This is a genomic window from Bacillus sp. FSL H8-0545 (genome assembly GCF_038006105.1).
Taxonomy (GTDB): Bacteria; Bacillota; Bacilli; order Bacillales; family Bacillaceae_G; genus Bacillus_A; species Bacillus_A cereus_U.
Genome location: NZ_JBBOUO010000001.1, coordinates 4615073 through 4634102, shown reverse-complemented (window position 1 = coordinate 4634102; position 19030 = coordinate 4615073). Strand labels below are relative to the sequence as shown.

Below are 19030 nucleotides of genomic sequence, written 5' to 3'. Positions count from 1 at the left end.
TAATCGGTTGAACCATAATAGAGAGGGCGGTAATTATGATGACTACAGCAGAACAAATTCCATTCCAATTGATTTTAAATAGTGGTAATGCACGAAGCTTTGCAATGGAGGCACTGCAATTTGCCAAACAGGGGAAAATGGCGGAAGCAGACGAAGCGATGGTAAAGGCGAAAGAAGCGATTAATGAAGCGCATCATTTCCAAACAGAGCTCATACAATCAGAAGCAAGAGGGGAAAAAACAGAGATTAGTGTTCTTTTAATTCATGCACAAGATCATTTAATGAATTCTATTACAGTAAAAGAATTAGCAGCAGAATTTATTGACCTTTATAAAAAGCTAGAAGCGAAAGGGGAATAAAGCATGACTGGAATTAAAATTGCTACAATCGGCGGTGGCTCTAGTTATACACCAGAGTTAATTGAAGGATTTATTAAACGTTATGATGAGCTTCCTGTTCGTGAAATTTGGTTAGTAGATATTGAGGCAGGGAAAGAGAAGTTAGAAATCGTTGGTAACTTAGCAAAACGTATGGTGAAAAAATCAGGTTTACCAATTGATATTCATTTAACACTTGATCGCCGTGAGGCATTAAAGGATGCTGACTTCGTAACAACACAGCTTCGTGTTGGTTTATTAGAAGCTCGTGCAAAAGATGAAGCAATTCCATTAAAATATGATGTAATTGGTCAGGAAACGAATGGTCCTGGTGGTTTATTTAAAGCACTGAGAACGATTCCTGTTATTTTAGATATTTGTAAGGACATGGAGGAACTATGTCCAAATGCATGGCTTATTAACTTCGCAAACCCAGCAGGTATGGTAACAGAAGCTGTACTTCGCTACACGAACATTCAAAGAGTAGTTGGTCTATGTAACGTTCCAATCGGAATTCGTATGGGTCTTGCAAGATTACTTGAAGTAGATGCAAGCCGAGTACACGTTGATTTTGCCGGTTTAAATCATATGGTATACGGATTAGATGTATACTTAGATGGTGTAAGCGTAATGGACCGTGTACTAGAACTTGTAACAGATCCAGAAAAGCAAATCACGATGGAAAACATTGCTGCGCTTAACTGGGAGCCAGACTTTATTCGTGGCCTTCGTGCTATTCCGTGTCCATACCATCGTTACTACTATAAAACACGTGAAATGTTAGAAGAAGAGAAAGAAGCTTCGATTGAAAAAGGTACACGTGCAGAAGTAGTAAAACAATTAGAAGATGATTTATTCGAGTTATATAAAGACCCGAATTTAGATATTAAGCCACCACAATTAGAAAAACGCGGCGGAGCTTATTATAGTGATGCAGCATGTAGCTTAATTACGTCTATTTACAATAATAAAGGTGATATCCAGCCTGTTAATACACGAAACAACGGGACAATTGCAAGCTTGCCATATGATTCGGCTGTTGAAGTGAACTGTATTATTACGAAAGAAGGTCCAAAACCAATTGCGGTTGGAGATCTTCCAGTACCAGTTCGCGGTTTAGTACAGCAAATTAAATCATTTGAGCGCACCACAATTGAAGCTGCTATTACAGGGGATTATCATAAGGCGCTGCTTGCTATGACTATTAATCCACTTGTACCATCAGATAAAGTTGCAAAACAAATTTTAGATGAAATGTTGGAAGCACATAAAGAACATCTTCCACAATTCTTTAAGAAGATAGAGAAATAAAGCGGCGCTATTTAGCCCGCTTTTTTTTATTCTAGTAGGAGGTATTGCGATGATTAAGCTAATTGTAAACGCAGATGATTTTGGTCTTACGGAAGGTACAAATTACGGAATTATTGATGGACATAAAAACGGGCTTGTAAATTCAACAACGATGATGATGAATATGCCAGGAACAGAGCATGCCGTACGTTTAGCGAAAGAGTCTAAAACGTTAGGGATAGGAGTTCATCTCGTATTAACGGCAGGAGAACCACTTTTACAGGATGTACCATCACTTGTGAGTAGCGATGGATTATTTCATAAACAAAGTGTTGTATGGGAAGGAAATATAAATCCAGAAGAGGTTGAAAGAGAGTGGACAGCTCAAATTGAGAAATTTTTGTCTTACGGTTTAACACCAACTCATTTAGATAGTCATCATCACGTGCATGGTTTACCGCTTTTACACAATGTTCTTGAGAGCTTAGCAAGTAAATATAATGTTCCAATTCGTCGTTGTGAGGAAGAGCGAGCGGTGCACCCATTTTCAGATGTATTTTACAGTGATTTTTACGCTGACGGTGTGACGGAAGATTATTTTGTGAAGTTAAAGGAAAGAGTGCAGAACGAGCAAACGGTAGAAATTATGGTGCATCCAGCTTATATTGACCCAGAGCTTGTGAAACGTTCTTCTTACGTAATGGCTCGCGTGAAAGAGTTGCGTATTTTAACGGAGAGTGAGCTTCCTGAGGGGATGGAGCTTCTTGTGAAGTTTTAATAGGAAAACGACGGCTAAATGGGGCCGTCGTTTTTTGTGCTTACAAAACGGATAGAACATATCCACCGAAGGCTCCGATTATAACGATAACCCAAGGTGGTGTTTTCCAAAAAGCGAGTAAGCAAAATAGAAGAGAAGCAAAAACGAAATCTACAGAATTCATAATTGTACTCGTCCAAATTGGATCATAAAAAGCTGCAAGTAAAATACCGACAACGGCTGCGTTTACTCCAAGTAGTGCACCTTGTATGTAAGATACTCTCCTTACACTGTCCCAAAATGGTAAAACGCCAACAACGAGTAGGAAGGCAGGAAGAAAGATAGCGATCGTTGCAACAACTGCTCCGGCGGTTCCATTTAGCACTGCTCCTATATAAGAAGCGAATGTAAATAGTGGCCCTGGCAATGCTTGTGTTAATCCGTATCCAGCTAGAAATTGTTCTTTTGTCATCATCCCGTTTTGTACAAATTCGCTTTCAAGAAGCGGAAGTACGACATGCCCTCCTCCGAATACAAGTGCACCAGAGCGATAGAAGCTGTCAAATAAAGAGATGAAATAAGAGTACGGTCGTAACATTGGTAGCAGTATTAATAGCCCGAAGAATAAGACGAGACAAGACATAGCCACCATTTTTGAAATAGGTACGTTTATTTTATTTGCTTGGCTAATTGGCTGACGGCGATATAAAAACCAACCAATAAAGCCAGATACTATAATGAGAATGACTTGTGTCCAGCTACTTGGCCATAATAGGGCGATTGCGGCAGTTACAATCGCGATTGTTGCACGGTTTCGATCCGGTGTTAACTTTTGAGCCATTCCCCATATTGCATGAGCGACAATTGCGACCGCTACAAGTTTCAGTCCATGAATCCAGCCTGTACTTCCAAGTTCGAATTGGTTAAGGAAGGAAGCGAAGAAAACTAAAACTAGCACAGATGGTAGAGTGAATCCGATCCATGAAATAATGGCTCCTAATAGTCCACCTCGTAATAATCCAACTCCCATCCCGACTTGGCTGCTGGCTGGTCCAGGAAGGAATTGACATAGTGCTACTAAGTCTCCGTAACTTCGTTCATCCATCCATTTTCTTTTTTGCACGTATTCGTGGTGGAAATAACCAAGATGGGCGACGGGACCACCAAATGAAGTAAGCCCTAATTTAAATGATACGAGAAAAATCTCTATTAATGATTGGAAAGAGTAGTTATTATTTTTCAAGATAACCTGCTACTAAAGATATAGACAAATGTATATTCTTAGAGTATTCCTGCTTCTATGTGTCCTGTCTCGCCAATCATTCGCTACTACAGTTTGCTATAACACTCCACAGGCGTAAATTCCGATGTAGCCCACCGTACATATATACAATTTATTTACGTTAGTATTGTATATTTTTTCGCTTGTAAAAGGTTGATTGATGCGTTCAAATCTCTATCCATTACATTTCCACATTCACATGTATATACCCGGTCAGATAGCTTTAAGCATACTTTCTTTTGACCACAGCACGAACATAACCTTGACGATGGATAGAACCGGTCTACTTGACGTAGTTTGATTCCATATTCTTCACATTTCGTCAATAGCAATGTTTTAAATGTATAAAAACATTGCCCAGCAACTGCTTTAGATAGATGTTTATTCTTCATCATACCTTTCACATTCAAATCTTCCACTGTAATAAACGTTGGCTTGGTTTTCGCCACATCATTTACAATAGACTTTACATACTCTAGTCGGATATTTGTTAGCCGAACATGTAGTTTTTGCACCCTAAGAATGTTTTTATCTATATTCGCTCTTTTGTTCGTAGCAGATGTTTCACCTCTCTTTTTTACATTTTCAAATTTACGCGATAAAGAGCGTTGCTCACGTTTTAACCGCTTTTCTATCCTTTTTACGCTTATTGTTTTGTTGATGTTTTCATGAACGATACCATCGCTACGTGTAGCGAAATCCTTCACCCCTAAATCAATACCTAAACCTGTTTCATTGAGTGTTGGTTTCGTTGCTCTTTCTTCCAATTCGCAAAGCACAGATACAAAATATCTCCCTGCCCTTTTACATATCGTTCCACTTTTTACAATCCCATTTTTCGGGATATAACCATACTCCTTTAATCTCACCCAACCCATCGTTGGGACTTTTACTCTATGTCTTTCTACTGCCCAGTCCGTTTTGTTGTTTTTAGGAAAATAGCACTTCACATCTTGATTCTTCTTTTTCTTATAACGGGGAAATCCAGATAAGCCCTTAAAAAATCTTTTAAAAGCCGTATCTCCATTCATAATTGCCTGTTTTATCGCTTTACTAGATACCTCTTTAATCCATTGATCACATTCTTTTGTATAGACATTGTTTAACCATTTAGAAAAGTCATATCCACTCAGAAACTTTCCCTCGGATTCATACCTCTCTTTGGTTTTAGAGATATACAGATTGTAAACATACCTACATACCCCAATCGTTTGATTGATCTTGGTTATTTGTTCATTTGTCGGTTTAATCTCTATCAAATAGGCTCTTCTCATAACTTTTTATCACCCACCATGTTCTTTTTGTATTTTCTCAATCCATATACCCTACAACTACATACATGAATGATAGATATCAAATCTTGAACAAGTTCTTCTTGTGGAGATAATTTTTTATTTACCTTTTGGGTTTTGGTAAGCAGTTAAAACAACTTGGTTATCCCAACTTTGCAATGGTCTAATAGGTACGTTGAAAACTTCTGGAAATTCTTTTGGTTCATATTGTTACATAATTACATTTTAATACATATGTCTATGATTGTTCGCTTTTTCGATTACTGTATAATTCTCCTAGAATGTTTTTCTAAGTGCATTATACAAGAGGCAGTAAAGTGAATGAAATGATTTCTATGTAAAGATTTTGTGAATCTTTTAGTTGTAATTAAAATTTGAAAAAGTCATAAATGATTATGTCTAAACCATAAAGTAGTAGAAGTAGTGCTGGGAAATTTATATGAGGAGAATGCCCGTATGACAACACATTTCTTTGCTAGGTTAACAGGGAAGAGGGAAGTACCTCCTGTAAATACAGAAGCTTACGGTGTAACAGAGCTCATTTTTAGTGAAGATTTAAAGAAGTTGCAATATCGGGTCATATTAAAAAACATAAAAAAAATCATGTCATGCCAAATTCATTTAGGAAAAGCGAATCAAATTGGTCCAGTTGTTTTAAGTTTGTTTGGTCCGTTAGAGCAAGGAATTAGTGTGAATGAAGGAGTCGTTACTGGTGTAGCTAAAGTGGAGGATTTTGAAGGGCCTTTACAGGGGAGAGCATTTGACAGCTTGTTTCAAGAGATAATGCAAGCAAATGTATATGTAAATGTTAATACGAAATCTAATAAAAAGGGAGAAATAAGGGGGAGAATAAGGGAAGTAAAGAAGTAAGCGAAAAGGCTGTCCAAAAAACATTTTGGAACAGCCTTTTCTAATTATACTGGTTGCCGTTTTTGCAAATTATTATCGGTAAGTCGATATATTTTAAAAATCGCTAATATAATTTCACTTACTACGTACTAGGATACTACTCGAAAAGAGAAGCTACACTATTGCCTAGTTTAACTTTTTACAGGTTGATTTTTGATGGAGAAGTCCATTACATAAAATACTTCGTCATCTGGTATTTGTATTTCAAATGTATTTTCGATAGGTTGCAGTGCTTTTTTCACTTTCATATACATCCAGTACTCATCTTGTCTTCGTTTCTCTTTATCAGGATGAGGGAGGAGACTTTCGCCTTTTTGAAGACGGTCAACCATGCAGCTCATATGCAAAATCACACCCATTAAACTGTCGGGAGTTAGCTGTAAAGAAATCAATTCCTGAATTGTATTTAATGCATAACGAATTGTTTTAATAAGTAATGCCCCATCGTTACGCTGCATTTGTTGTTCAAGAATATCAGCCATTTTCGCATATGTTTCTTCATACGTAATCAATTCTTGAATTGGTTGAATAGCTGTGTAGTTCACAATGTCTTGGAAATGATATGTTAAGCAAGGTACTTGCACATCGAAATTCGTGACGATACAAATGATATTACGCTCTTTTTTTATGTTCTCGATCATTTTCGTTAAATCTTTTTCATGAACGATGCTAATCGGAATAATTTCAATTAAGTCTTTATCAAAGCGTAAATAGTTCTCTAACATTTTTTGAATTGCTAAAGCACTTCCTTCGCCAGTTAAACAAGCTGTTAAAATCACGGATTTCATTGGCGATAGTGGCTTTTTCTTTTCTTCCTGTACGTTTAAATAGAACGGCGTTAAGTTCTTCACTGTTTCGTATAGTGCATCTAATGAGTAGCCAAGCTGAGCTTTTCGAGCTGCTTCTAGTGCGTGTGGTGTACTTGTCATTGAAAGAACACGTACAGGGATTTTGAATTCAGTTTCTAATATATCACCAATATAAGCGAGAGATCCCATATCAACAAGTAAGAGAAGCCCGTTTACATTTTGAAGTGTTTTCATATACACTTTAACACGCTCTAAGAAGTCTTTCGGTGATTCATGCAAGGGCATATCGATACCAGTTACTTCATCAATACCGAGAAGTTCGTTTGCAACGTTTGCCATTTCTGTTGCGATGCCATTACCGTGTGCTAATATTAATACTTTTACTTCTGTTTGTGAGGCAGGAATTGGATCAACAACGAAGAACATTGTTAAAAAGCCAGCTTCATCAATAGGCATTGTTATTTGTAATTCTTCTTCTAATAGCTGAATACATTGCATAGCTACGGAAAAAGCTTCTTTATATTTCGTACGAATTTGATTTAATTGTGGGTGGTGAATTTGTTTCCCGCCCTGTAAACGTTGTAGAGTTGTCTGTACATGTAAACTTAAAGCGAGAAACACTTTTTCATCGAAAGTTTTAGATAAATATTTTTCAGCTAGTTCCGCAATTTTTTCACATACGGAAACGATATTACGATCCACAATTTTAAAAACATTTTCATGACTTGTTTTTTTAGATATTTGGTTAAAGTATTGGACGAAAAAGCTTTGAATATCATTTTCTATTAATAATTCTAATTCTTCCTCTTCAATGCCTCGTGCTTGAAGTTCCTCATATTTATAATCAATATAATCGTAAATAGAAGAGCGACTTCCTTCGGGTTCTACTGTATGCTTACTCCAACCTTCATCACCTGTAAATACAAATGTTTCATTTGGTATTTGATATAGATGACGGCTCTTTCTTTCAATAAATAATCCTTCTTTCATATACCAAGGTAAATCTGTACTTGAAACACAGACAGAATCACGTTTTTTTGTTACGAAATCAGAATAAGCTTTCGCACAGGCAATTTGTACGTCCGTTTTCAATTGGCCGATGTTATTTGGACAATTGTAAAATACGAAAGCGCGCATTGTATTTGGACTAACATGAATCTCTTTCCTTAGACGAATTGCTTCATTTGTGAAAAATAGCTGTAGTAAGGCAAACCGTTCTTTATGTGTTCGCTCACGAAGTGGTGGAAGCGTAACGGTCATCGGAATACGTCTTGTAAATGTTTTTAGTAAAAATGAATTTGGTTCTTCGGTTGTTGCAGTAATAATCAACACTCGTGCCTTACGTTCATTTTCTGTTTCTCCAAGGCGGCGGTATACCCCGCGGTCAATAAAGGTGAAAAGCATTTCTTGTCCCTCTGGAGGAAGGCGATGTACTTCATCTAAGAAAAGGATTCCTTCATGTGCTTTTTCAATTAATCCTTTTTGATCACTGGCACCTGTGTAAGCTCCTTTTTTTATCCCAAATAACTGTCCAAGTAGTAGTTGTGGATTGTTTGCATAATCAGCACAGTTAAAGACGATAAAAGGTGCATCTTTTGGAAGTTGTTCCACTTCAATTGCGTATTCGTGCATTAAAGAAGCGAACATCGATTTTCCGACACCTGTTTCTCCAAGTAGTAAAGTATGCATACCGTTTGGAGGGTAGAGAATAGAAGCTTTTGCTTTTTCAATAGCAATTTTTAGGCTTGTATTTTCAATAGCAAATGTATCTAATGAAGTGCCCTTTGTTGAATGCGTTTCCAATGAAGTGTCCGTTTCTATATAAAAACGGACAGGGCGTGTACTCGTTTTTAATAAACGATTATCTTTCACAAGCTTGTTTAAATCGCTACTAACATTTGCACGGTCTAACTGTAGAAGTGTAGCGAGTTCTGATGCTGTTACACCTTCTGTATAATTCCCTTTTTGTATTGCGTTAAAAATGAGATCTATTCGTTTCATTTCTATTCACCTCGAAACTTCATCACTATTTAAAATTTTACACAAAAATGGGAAGTGTGGGAAGAGAAAAATAAAACAGCTTTAGTACATAGGCACTAAAGCTGTTACAATCTTGTGTCTTTCCAAAAATTCACTTCGAGATGGGAAGATGGATTGTAGGGAAGTAGCTTATATCCTTGTGATTGCAAATAATCAATTACTTTTGGGAGTATTTGCACTGTGACACTAGAATCATGCATTAAAATAACCTCTACTTGTTCATCGCTTTGATTTCGTACTCTTTCTAGTATTGCGGAAGGATTATCATAGCTTTTCCAGTCATATGTATCAATTGTCCAATCCCACATTTTATACTGGGCAGATACGAGTGCGTCGCGGTAATTCTTTTTTAAGTAAGGCATGCTACCGTATGGGACACGAACGAGATGTGTATTTAAATGTGTAACTTGCTGGACAATGTTTTGGGTTTGCTCCATTTCTGCAATTAAAACAGATGGATCGCCAGTATAAAGACGTTTTACATCATGCGACATACTATGGAGACCGATATAATGTCCATCTTTAATCAATCGCTCCATCGTTTTTTTATAATGTGGCAACTTTCCGCCAATAACGAAGAAAGTTGCTTTTCCGTTCTTCTCTTTTAAAATATTTAAAATTTGTGGTGTGTATTTATTTGGTCCGTCATCAAATGTTAAGTACGCAATTTTTTTTGTAGGAGAGGTAGTTTGAGTGCTTTGGTGATCTTCTGCTTGAATGTCTGTAGTTGCTTTTGTATTCGATGATGCGTACATAGTAATAGTTAAAAATAAAATTATACATTGAAGTAATCGCTTGATCATAACATTCACCCTCAGTTTGACAATCAAGATGTAAAAATGAAAATTTGATACTTTTTTCGTTATACGTATATCTTTCTCCAATAGAGGCACTCTCAAACAATCTATATTTTGGAAATAGGAAATAAGGAATAAAAAACAAAAAAATAGCACCCTCTTCCAAGGAAGAGGGTGCTATTTGAATATTTCATAATAGTAAAGGCTATACTACAATTAGTCTTCGCGTTTTTTCACTTTTTTATAGAAGGAAATAATTGGTTTGTAACGTTCGTGTACAAGACCGATTACTTCAGCAATGATTTCTGTAAAGAAGATTAAAATGAAAAGAAGAATAATGGATAACCATAATGTTGCACTACTGAAAATAATTGCATTTACACTAAAGAAAATACCCAATGCGTAAATAATTAGTACCGTTTTACGATGAGAGAATCCCATTGCAAGCAAACGGTGATGTAAATGCGATTTATCAGGTGCTGAAATAGGCTTTTTATTTACGATACGGCGGATAATTGCAAACGTCGTATCAAATATAGGTACACCTAAAATAATGATTGGAACGATAAAACTGAATAACGTTACGCTTTTGTATAATCCAAGTAATGATATAACAGAAATACAGTATCCTAAAAATAGTGCTCCTGTATCTCCCATGAAAATTTTTGCTGGATGGAAGTTGTAGAATAAAAATCCAATTGTACTTGCTAATGTAATCAATGCTAGAGGTAATATAATAGCTGCTCCAGTACCCCATGGGCTAGTGAAGGCCATATATGCTAGCGTTGCAAGTACGATAGATGAAATCCCTGCGGATAATCCATCTAATCCATCAATTAAGTTGATGGCATTTGTAATACCTACAATCCAAAATACAGTAATTGGATAAGCAAGCCATCCGAGTTCAGTATCTCCAAGAATTGGAATATATAATACTTGCACTAATAATCCACTTTTTACAATCATGATGGCAACTAATAGTTGTCCACCGAATTTTACCCTCGCAGATAGTTCGTACATATCATCTAAAATCCCGATGATAACAATGATGATAGCACCTAAAGTTATCGATAACATTCTTTGTTCGTACAATCCACCGACAACAAATCCTACGGCTACACCGATGAAAATTGCTAACCCGCCAAGACGAGGCATAATTTTTTGGTGTACTTTACGCGCATTTGGCTTGTCTGTTGCTCCTATTTTGAAAGCTAATTTAATAACTAAAGGAGTAACGACGAGTACAGTGATGAAAGATGCCAAAATGGCATAAATCACTTGTGAGTCCATTAATACCCCACCCTTTATAGTTTAACGTAATTTTTCTAATTGTATTTATCTGAAAATTATGATGTTTATTTACAGGCTCATAACATATGGTATCACAAAAAGATTAGAATTCAATCTTTTTTTCTTTTAGCTGTAAATGGAAGTGCATAGAATATATGACAATTGTACATAGAATGTTGGATCGTTTGAGAAGGTTGTTCATATTACGACTTGGAATATGGCAGTGTATCTGCCTCATTTATAACAAGTATTTTATTATAAGTGTTGCACGTAAAAATGAGTAAGTTCCGTGTTAAAATGTGGGAATTTACATTTTGTATATATTGCATCATTTAACTTTACAAAATCTTAAAAAATAATAAAAAAACAATTCATATAATAAAGAAGTGAAAGAATTTTCTCATTCTTAGTGTGAGAGGGGGAAGCACAGGGGGAGTTCTATGTATTCGTATATTTTCTTATGTATATTCCTGTGCGAAAGGAAAATGAAAATTACGATAATAGGTACCGGATATGTTGGATTGATTACGGGAGTAGGATTGGCGAGATTAGGACATTCAGTCACATGTTTTGATATAAATAGTGGGAAAATTGAACGGATTAAGCAAGGCGAGTTACCTATTTATGAATGTGGATTAAATGAATTAATAAATGAAGCATACGAAAATAATCATTTAACTTTTACAGCAAGTAAATCAACGGCATTTAATGATGTAGAGTTTATATTCATTGCAGTTGGAACACCATCTTCATTAGATGGAACAGCAGATTTAACGTATATTCGTAGTGCTTGTGATGATATTGGAACATATGTGAATAACGATATTATTGTTGTTACGAAAAGTACGGTTCCTGTAGGGACAAATGATGTAATGAGAAAATGGATTGAGGAGAACCTACAAGGTAGACATGAATTATGTATTGTATCGAATCCAGAGTTTTTAAGAGAGGGTTCTGGTATTTATGATTTTTTTCATGGTGATCGTATCGTAATTGGAGCATGTAGTGAAGAAGCTGCAAGGAAAGTAGAGAATTTGTACAGCAAATTAAGCTTACAAACGTATATTACAGATATTCGAAGTGCTGAGATGATTAAATATGCATCTAATGCTTTTTTAGCTACGAAGATTAGCTTTATTAATGAAATTTCTAATATATGTGAGCAAGTGGGTGCGGATATATTAGATGTAGCTACAGGGATGGGGATGGATAAGAGAATTGGTGCATCTTTTTTAAATGCAGGCATCGGATATGGAGGATCTTGTTTTCCAAAAGATACGAAAGCACTGGTGCAAATTGCAGGGAATGTTTCTCATGATTTTCGCTTGTTGAAAGCAGTCATTGAAGTGAATAATAAACAACAGTTGTTGTTAGTTGAAAAAGCGAAGAAAATTATAGATATGAAGAAGAAGCAAATTGCGGTTCTTGGTGCAGCATTCAAACCGAATACTGACGATATTAGGGAAGCGCCATCTCTTATTATAATAGAAGAATTAATTAATATAGGTGCGGATGTGGTTTTATATGACCCGCAAGCTATTCAAAATGTAAGAAGTTTATTTGGAAATACGATACGATACGCTGAGTGTATAGATGAGTCGATTAGAGAGGCGCATGCAGTTTTTATCGTAACAGAATGGGAATCAATTCGAAATTATCCGCTAGAAAAGTATGCACAGCTTATGAGGGAACCTATTCTATTTGATGGGAGAAATTGTTATACTAATGAGGATGCCGAGGAGCATGGATTAGATTATTACTCAGTTGGGCGAAAAGGCGTCTGTAATAGTAATGTTTCTCAGGTGCGTTAAAAAGTTTATTTCTACATGCATATTTTTATATGCGATAATAGAAGTTTTAACTAGTGAAAGAAAAGAGGCAATGAAATGACTGAACGTTTAAAAGTAATGACAATTTTCGGGACACGACCAGAAGCAATTAAAATGGCACCTCTTGTATTAGAGTTGCAAAAGCACCCAGAAAAGATTGAATCAATTGTGACTGTAACAGCACAACACCGTCAAATGTTAGATCAAGTATTAAATATCTTTGGAATTACGCCAGATTTCGATTTGAATATCATGAAAGATCGTCAAACTTTAATTGATATTACAACACGTGGTTTAGAAGGTTTAGATAAAGTAATGAAAGAAGCGAAGCCTGATATCGTACTTGTGCATGGTGATACAACGACGACATTTATTGCAAGCTTAGCTGCTTTCTATAATCAAATTCCAGTAGGACATGTTGAAGCAGGACTTCGTACATGGGATAAGTATTCTCCATATCCAGAAGAGATGAATCGCCAACTAACAGGTGTAATGGCGGATCTTCATTTCTCACCTACAACAAAATCAGCAACGAACTTACAAAAAGAAAATAAAGATGAGTCACGTATTTTCGTAACAGGAAATACAGCGATCGATGCACTGAAGACAACTGTAAAAGAAACTTATAGCCATTCGGTGTTAGAGAAACTTGGAAATGACCGTCTTGTACTTATGACAGCACACCGTCGTGAAAATTTAGGAGAACCAATGCGCAATATGTTCCGTGCAATTAAGCGTCTTGTTGATAAACACGAAGATGTACAAGTTGTATACCCTGTTCATATGAATCCTGTTGTTCGCGAAATAGCGAATGATATTTTAGGCGAGCATAGCCGCATTCATTTAATTGAGCCGCTAGATGTAATCGATTTCCATAACGTTGCAGCTCGTTCATACTTAATGTTAACCGATTCTGGTGGTGTACAAGAGGAAGCACCATCACTAGGTGTGCCAGTTCTTGTCCTTCGTGATACGACGGAACGCCCAGAAGGTATCGAAGCAGGTACGCTGAAATTAGCAGGAACAGATGAAGAGACAATCTTTGGTCTTGCTAATGAGTTGTTATCTGATAAAGAAGCTCATGATAAGATGACGAAAGCATCTAACCCTTACGGCGATGGTCGTGCATCAGAGCGTATTGTAGAAGCGATTTTACAACACTTCAACAAGTAGAGTGAAACTTTAATAAATGGGGTTTGCATCTTCCGTTTATTATTGGCCCACAACAATTGCGGGAAATAAAAAGAGCCAAATCGTATACGATTTGGCTCTTTTTTCATTCATGATTCCTCATAATCCACTCTGCATGAGCATTTGTAGAAGGGGGAGGAGGTGGTGGTGTTTTGTTCTCACTCGGTTCCTTCTTTGCTTTTGCACTGGAGTTAGAATTTACATCGGAATTTGTATTCTCATTTTTCGTAGTCTCTGTTGGGGCTTGTTCTTTTTCTCCTATTTCTTTTTCAATTTCCTTACGTACCGTCTCTACACTGATTGGATCCGGAAGGAAGTAATAAATACCACCTATTTTTTTGTCTTCTCCTTCAATCTTTAACGTTTGTATGGTAGAAGGATCAAATCCAGATAGTTTATTGTAAAGAGCAAGTCCGTCTGAAATAGGAATGTCGGTTTTTATATATTTTCCAACGACATTCGTTAAATCCTTAATTTTAAATACAGTAGAGGCGGAATTTAATTTTTGAGCAACAGCGGCTAGTAATTGTCTTTGTCTAGCGGCCCGACCATAATCGCCGTTTGGATCCTGCTTTCGCATACGGACGTAAGCGAGTGCTTCTTCACCGTTTAAGTTTTGCTGTCCCTGCTTAAATTGGATTTTTTTGTAGTAATCCACGTCAGAACGTTCCCAAAAATCGAAAGGGACATCAACGGTAACACCGCCAACAGCATCAACGATACCTTTAAAGCCTTGGAAATCGATTTTAATATAATGGTCTACAGGAACTTTTAGAAAACCTTCGACAGTTTTGATTGCCATTTTTTCTCCACCGTAAGCATGCGCAGCGTTAATTTTGTCTTCTTTGTCCTTTCCAACGATTGGAACGCGAGTATCACGAGGAATACTCATAAGCGAAACCTTTTGAGTTTTCGGATTGACTGTCGCAAACATTAGTGAATCTGTACGACCATTTTGACCGTCTGTTGCATAATCCTCAATCCCCATAATGAGGATTGTAAAAGGTTCCTTTGTAATTTCTACATCGTCGGCTCTTAAATCCGATTTTTCACGGTTAAATCCACTGTACATCCCCATGAGAGAAGTGTAGGAATTTAACACATAAAGTCCTACGCTACCAAATAAAAATGCGAAAATAAGAAAGAAGAAAAACTTTCTTCTACGTTTCTTTTTTATTCTGCTATTTTGGAGATGATAATAACGTTCTTCCATATATAATCTCCTTATTCATTTGTAGGGAATTAATTCACTACATTAATCTTTAAAGGCGATAAGTTAGCTATTCTTAGATAAAGTCTTGTTCTAAGTACAACATATCTCCTTCTTTAATTGTACACTTCCCGTTTGTTAATTCAATCATCCAATCTGTGAATGGTTGTTTTTTGTCCTCTTCTACATACGCATCAAATGTGACATTTTCTAGATAATGTATATCTTTAATGGCATATTCTGAATTGCGTAATTCATTTTCAGCTTTACCAAGCAAAGTGTAATCAATTTCTGTTTGCATAACGCGCATTAGTTTTCGTTCAACAACGCCTACGTGGTTAAGACCTTCACTTGTACATTTTCCATATGCGCGAATTAATCCGCCAGCACCAAGTTTAATGCCGCCAAAATAGCGCGTAACAACGACAACAGTATCTTTTAGACCTCGTTTTTTTAATACCTCTAACATGGGTACACCAGCTGTGCCGCTCGGTTCACCGTCATCGTTCGCTTTTTGAATTTGATCTTGTTCGCCGATTAAATATGCGGAACAATTATGTGTTGCATTCCAATGCTGTTTTTTTATTTTTTGTATGAATGCTTGAGCTTCCTCTTCCGTTGTGGCGCGACTCACATAGCAAATGAATCTTGATTTTTGAATGACGATTTCGTGCTCACCGCAGCCTTTGATTGTTAAATATTGTAATAACAATGATATACGCCCCTATCTTTCAAAATAACTAGTACTTTACATTTTAAAAGCGAGCCTTTTTATATTCAAACATTTTTTACAAATATGTTGAAATTTTTGGTGATGATTTTATCTTTTTGTTGTAATTTGTCGAGTGAGTGATTGTAGTTTCTAACCGGCATTTTTATGTATGGATGCACCTTTTCTAGTTTTCGTGTAAAATTAGGGGATAAAAATTTTTTATAAGGCAGGTACGAAAATGAAAACAGCTATTGTTACCGATAGTACAGCATATATACCGAAGCATATTCGTGATGAACTCAATATATATATGATTCCATTAAACGTTGTGTTTGGAACGGAATCTTATCAAGAAGAGGCTGAAGTTTCAGCAAATGATTTTTATGTAAAAGTACGTGAACAAGAAGATCTTCCGAAAACTTCGCAACCAGCAATTGGAAAGTTTTTAGAGCTATATGAAGAGTTATCTAAAGAATATGATGCAGTTATTAGCATTCACCTTTCCAGTGGAATTAGTGGTACATACCAAACAGCAACGACAGCTGGACAGATGGTAGATGGTATTGATGTATATACGTACGACTCTGAAATTAGTTGTGAAGTACAAGGATTTTACGTGCGTGAAGGGGCGAAATTAGTAAGTGAAGGGAAAGCCCCAGAAGAGATTATCGCTCGCTTTGATGAAATGAAGCAAACGATGGATGCTTATTTTGTAGTGGATGATTTACATCATTTACAACGTGGTGGAAGATTAAATAGCGCGCAAGCTTTCATCGGTAGTTTGTTGCAAGTAAAACCAGTATTATACTTTAGAGATAAGGTAATTATTCCATTCGAAAAAATTCGTACGCGTAAAAAAGCGTTAAAGCGTATCGTTGAAATCTTTGATGAGCAGGCAAATAAAGGTGTGCCTATGGAAGCTGTTATTATTCATGCGAATCGTGAAGAGGAAGCTAATGAATGGAAACAAGAATTAGAAGAGATATACCCTCATGTTACAATTCGCACGAGTTATTTCGGAGCTGTAATTGGGACGCATTTAGGTGAAGGTGCGCTTGGTTTAGGCTGGTATACGAAGTGATAAAGATATAAAAGCTCTCTTACTTGAAGAGGGTTTTTTTACGGATATTTTACGGGGATTTGACAAGTTAATATTTGGAAATGGTAAAATGTACGTAAAATTAAATAATGAGGAAAGTTTTATTACTTACTTTTTACAAGAAACTATCTTATAATAGAAGAGAGGTGAAACATATGGAGCATAATTCTTGTTTATGTCCAAAGTTTGAGTCAGCTTTTACAATGCTTAGTAAGAAATGGACTGGCTTAATTATTAAATCTTTGCTTGAAGAGCCGAAACGTTTCAGAGAAATCGCAGATATTATACCGAATATGAGCGATCGTATGTTGTCAGAACGTTTAAAGGAATTAGAAGGTGAAGGTATCGTAGTTCGTAATGTTTACCCAGAAGTACCAGTTAGAATCGAGTACGGTTTAACTGATAAAGGGAAAGCGTTGGAAAGTGTTATGGATGAGGTCCAAAATTGGGCTGAGAAATGGATGAAGTAACGTTTCTATCTCATTCATATTGGAGTATTTTCAAAACGTAAGGGATTCCCTTACGTTTTTTTCAATTCTATAAAAAACGGCATAAGGCTCTTGAAATTCTACATATATATACAAATTTAGATATACTTCGCTATAGAGATAAATGTAATGTTACATTTATTTTACAAAACCGTAACATTAGCAAAAAAACTCCCGAATTATGGTATAAATTTTAATAGGTTATATACGGAAAATGAAAAAAGAAAGCGGTGTAAAAAATAAAATGAAAAAGCTAAAAATGGCATCTTGCGCACTAGTTGCAGGGTTAATGTTTTCAGGGCTAACACCAAATGTATTTGCAGAAGATAAAATTTCTGACGTGAAATCACAAATTAACACACAAAATGATACTTTACATAAACAACAACAAGAACGTGATGAATTACAAAAACAAATGAATGACTTAAACAAAACAATCCAAGGTTTGGATAAGTCTGTTCAAGAGAACGCTTCAAAACTTGATGAAACAACAAAAAAAGTTTCTGATACTGAGCAATTAATCGAAAATAAAAATAAAGATATTGCAGAACTACAAACAAAGATTGCAAAACGTGAAGAGTTATTAAGAAAACGTTTAGTTGCACTACAAGAACAACCGAACACGAACGTTGTAACAGAAGTTCTTGTAAACTCTAAAAACATTGCTGATTTAGTTGATCGTTTAAATTCTGTGTCTAAAATTCTTGAGTCTGACGAAGATATCATGAAAACTCAACAAGAAGATCAAACGAACGTGAAAAAAGATGTTGAGACAGTAAAAGAAAAACAAAAAGAATTAAAAGAAGCACAAGCTCAAATTGAAACTGCTAAGAAAGAACTTGACGTTGAAAAAGAGAAAAAAGCAACAGCAATAAACGATTTAAGCGGTAAAATGGATACAGTTGTAACTACAATGACAAGTACGGAAAGCCAATTAAAAGAGCTTGAACAACAGGCATTAAAATTACAACAAATGGCTGAAAAAGAAGCGCAAGAAAAAGCTGCACAAGAAGCTGCTGCTCAAAAACAAGCAGAACAAGCTGCTCAACAAGCTGCTCAACAAGCGCAGGCTCCAGCACAACCGGCACAGGCTCCAGCACAAGCACAACCAGCAGCTCCAGCAAACAATGATGGACAAGCTAAAAAAGAAGAGCCTAAGAAAAAAGAAGAGAAAAAACCAGCTCCAACTCCAACTCCAGTACCTGGCAATGAAGGTGGCGGAAGACAGGATGTTGTTGAAAAGGCTAGAGGTTTAGTAGGTTTAAAATACGTATGGGGTAGTGCGTCAATTTCAAACGGTGGTTTTGACTGCAGTGGATTAATCTCTTATGTTTACGGTTTAGGTCGTCAAGATACAAGAAGCTTATGGAGCTCTGTACAAAAAATTAGTGCATCTGAAGCGAAGCCAGGAGATCTTATCTTCTTACAAGGTACTTACAGAGAAGGCGTATCTCACGTTGGAATTTACATTGGTGGCGGTCAAATAATTCATGCTGCTGATGAGTCAACAGGTGTTACTTACGGTAGTGTAAATAGCTCTTACAACCAAAAACATTTCTTAGGTTACGGTAGATTATAGGATTTTTAATCGAATAAAACACATGTATAAAGTCGATAGCTTACTATTTTATAAGTAGGTTATCGGCTTTTTTGAGTTT

The 19030-nt window shown here is 36.2% G+C and carries 15 protein-coding genes and 2 pseudogenes; 9 read left to right on the top strand and 8 right to left on the bottom strand.

Annotated elements, in window-relative coordinates; translation table 11 throughout:
• Positions 1-35: 35 nt before the first annotated feature.
• The 3 genes from MHI07_RS24400 to chbG are packed head-to-tail and all read left to right on the top strand — an operon-like array spanning position 36 to position 2445.
• Positions 36-359: a PTS lactose/cellobiose transporter subunit IIA gene (locus tag MHI07_RS24400; protein WP_000989054.1), complete on the top strand. Its 324-nt coding sequence runs from the start codon at positions 36-38 to the stop codon at positions 357-359.
• A 3-nt stretch (positions 360-362) separates the two neighbouring features.
• Positions 363-1688: a 6-phospho-beta-glucosidase gene (gene celF / locus MHI07_RS24395; RefSeq protein ID WP_215580131.1), complete on the top strand. Its 1326-nt coding sequence runs from the start codon at positions 363-365 to the stop codon at positions 1686-1688.
• 49 nt (positions 1689-1737) lie between these two features.
• The gene (gene chbG, locus MHI07_RS24390; protein ID WP_340826674.1) at positions 1738-2445 is read left to right on the top strand and encodes a chitin disaccharide deacetylase; all 708 of its coding nucleotides are present in this window, start codon (positions 1738-1740) and stop codon (positions 2443-2445) included.
• 40 nt (positions 2446-2485) lie between these two features.
• On the opposite strand, the gene MHI07_RS24385 is transcribed toward chbG, so the two are convergent.
• The 3 genes and pseudogenes from MHI07_RS24385 to MHI07_RS24375 form a co-directional block, all read right to left on the bottom strand.
• Positions 2486-3667: a chromate transporter gene (locus MHI07_RS24385; RefSeq protein WP_215580127.1), complete on the bottom strand. Its 1182-nt coding sequence runs from the start codon at positions 3665-3667 to the stop codon at positions 2486-2488.
• A gap of 155 nt (positions 3668-3822) precedes the next feature.
• The gene (locus tag MHI07_RS24380; protein ID WP_445661753.1) at positions 3823-4980 is read right to left on the bottom strand and encodes an RNA-guided endonuclease InsQ/TnpB family protein; all 1158 of its coding nucleotides are present in this window, start codon (positions 4978-4980) and stop codon (positions 3823-3825) included.
• A pseudogene (locus tag MHI07_RS24375) lies at positions 4977-5102 on the bottom strand (IS607 family transposase); the annotation flags it as partial. The pseudogene MHI07_RS24375 and the gene MHI07_RS24380, both read right to left, overlap by 4 nt.
• A 352-nt stretch (positions 5103-5454) precedes the next feature.
• Here MHI07_RS24375 and exsM point away from each other — a divergent pair.
• Positions 5455-5868, top strand: coding sequence for an exosporium regulatory protein ExsM (gene exsM / locus MHI07_RS24370; protein ID WP_016106634.1), 414 nt, complete (start codon positions 5455-5457; stop codon positions 5866-5868).
• Positions 5869-6038: 170 nt separating this feature from the next.
• On the opposite strand, the gene MHI07_RS24365 is transcribed toward exsM, so the two are convergent.
• The 3 genes from MHI07_RS24365 to MHI07_RS24355 form a co-directional block, all read right to left on the bottom strand.
• Entirely contained in the window at positions 6039-8717 is a 2679-nt protein-coding gene (locus MHI07_RS24365; RefSeq protein WP_340826673.1) for a sigma 54-interacting transcriptional regulator, read from the bottom strand.
• A 104-nt stretch (positions 8718-8821) separates the two neighbouring features.
• On the bottom strand, positions 8822-9559 hold the full coding sequence (locus MHI07_RS24360; RefSeq protein WP_215580121.1) for a polysaccharide deacetylase family protein: 738 nt from the start codon (positions 9557-9559) through the stop codon (positions 8822-8824).
• A gap of 210 nt (positions 9560-9769) precedes the next feature.
• Complete coding sequence (locus MHI07_RS24355; protein WP_002068377.1) at positions 9770-10843, bottom strand: glycosyltransferase family 4 protein; 1074 nt, start codon at positions 10841-10843, stop codon at positions 9770-9772.
• Positions 10844-11283: 440 nt separating this feature from the next.
• Between MHI07_RS24355 and MHI07_RS24350 the strand changes: the two genes are divergently transcribed.
• Positions 11284-12654: a UDP-glucose dehydrogenase family protein gene (locus tag MHI07_RS24350; RefSeq protein ID WP_215580119.1), complete on the top strand. Its 1371-nt coding sequence runs from the start codon at positions 11284-11286 to the stop codon at positions 12652-12654.
• 75 nt (positions 12655-12729) lie between these two features.
• The gene (wecB, locus tag MHI07_RS24345; RefSeq protein ID WP_215580117.1) at positions 12730-13845 is read left to right on the top strand and encodes a non-hydrolyzing UDP-N-acetylglucosamine 2-epimerase; all 1116 of its coding nucleotides are present in this window, start codon (positions 12730-12732) and stop codon (positions 13843-13845) included.
• 103 nt (positions 13846-13948) lie between these two features.
• Here the strand turns inward: wecB and MHI07_RS24340 are convergent, their stop codons facing one another.
• On the bottom strand, positions 13949-15076 hold the full coding sequence (locus MHI07_RS24340; protein WP_215580115.1) for an LCP family protein: 1128 nt from the start codon (positions 15074-15076) through the stop codon (positions 13949-13951).
• 73 nt (positions 15077-15149) lie between these two features.
• Positions 15150-15785: a YigZ family protein gene (locus tag MHI07_RS24335; RefSeq protein WP_215580113.1), complete on the bottom strand. Its 636-nt coding sequence runs from the start codon at positions 15783-15785 to the stop codon at positions 15150-15152.
• Positions 15786-16023: 238 nt separating this feature from the next.
• Between MHI07_RS24335 and MHI07_RS24330 the strand changes: the two genes are divergently transcribed.
• From MHI07_RS24330 to MHI07_RS24320, 3 genes and pseudogenes are all read left to right on the top strand, one after another.
• Positions 16024-16866 carry a DegV family protein gene (locus tag MHI07_RS24330; protein WP_002112883.1) on the top strand — a complete coding sequence of 281 codons (843 nt, stop codon included), beginning with the start codon at positions 16024-16026 and terminating at the stop codon, positions 16864-16866.
• 173 nt (positions 16867-17039) lie between these two features.
• Entirely contained in the window at positions 17040-17354 is a 315-nt protein-coding gene (locus MHI07_RS24325) for a winged helix-turn-helix transcriptional regulator (protein ID WP_002112882.1), read from the top strand.
• A 120-nt stretch (positions 17355-17474) separates the two neighbouring features.
• Positions 17475-18951 (top strand): annotated as a pseudogene (locus MHI07_RS24320) (C40 family peptidase).
• Positions 18952-19030: the final 79 nt, after the last annotated feature.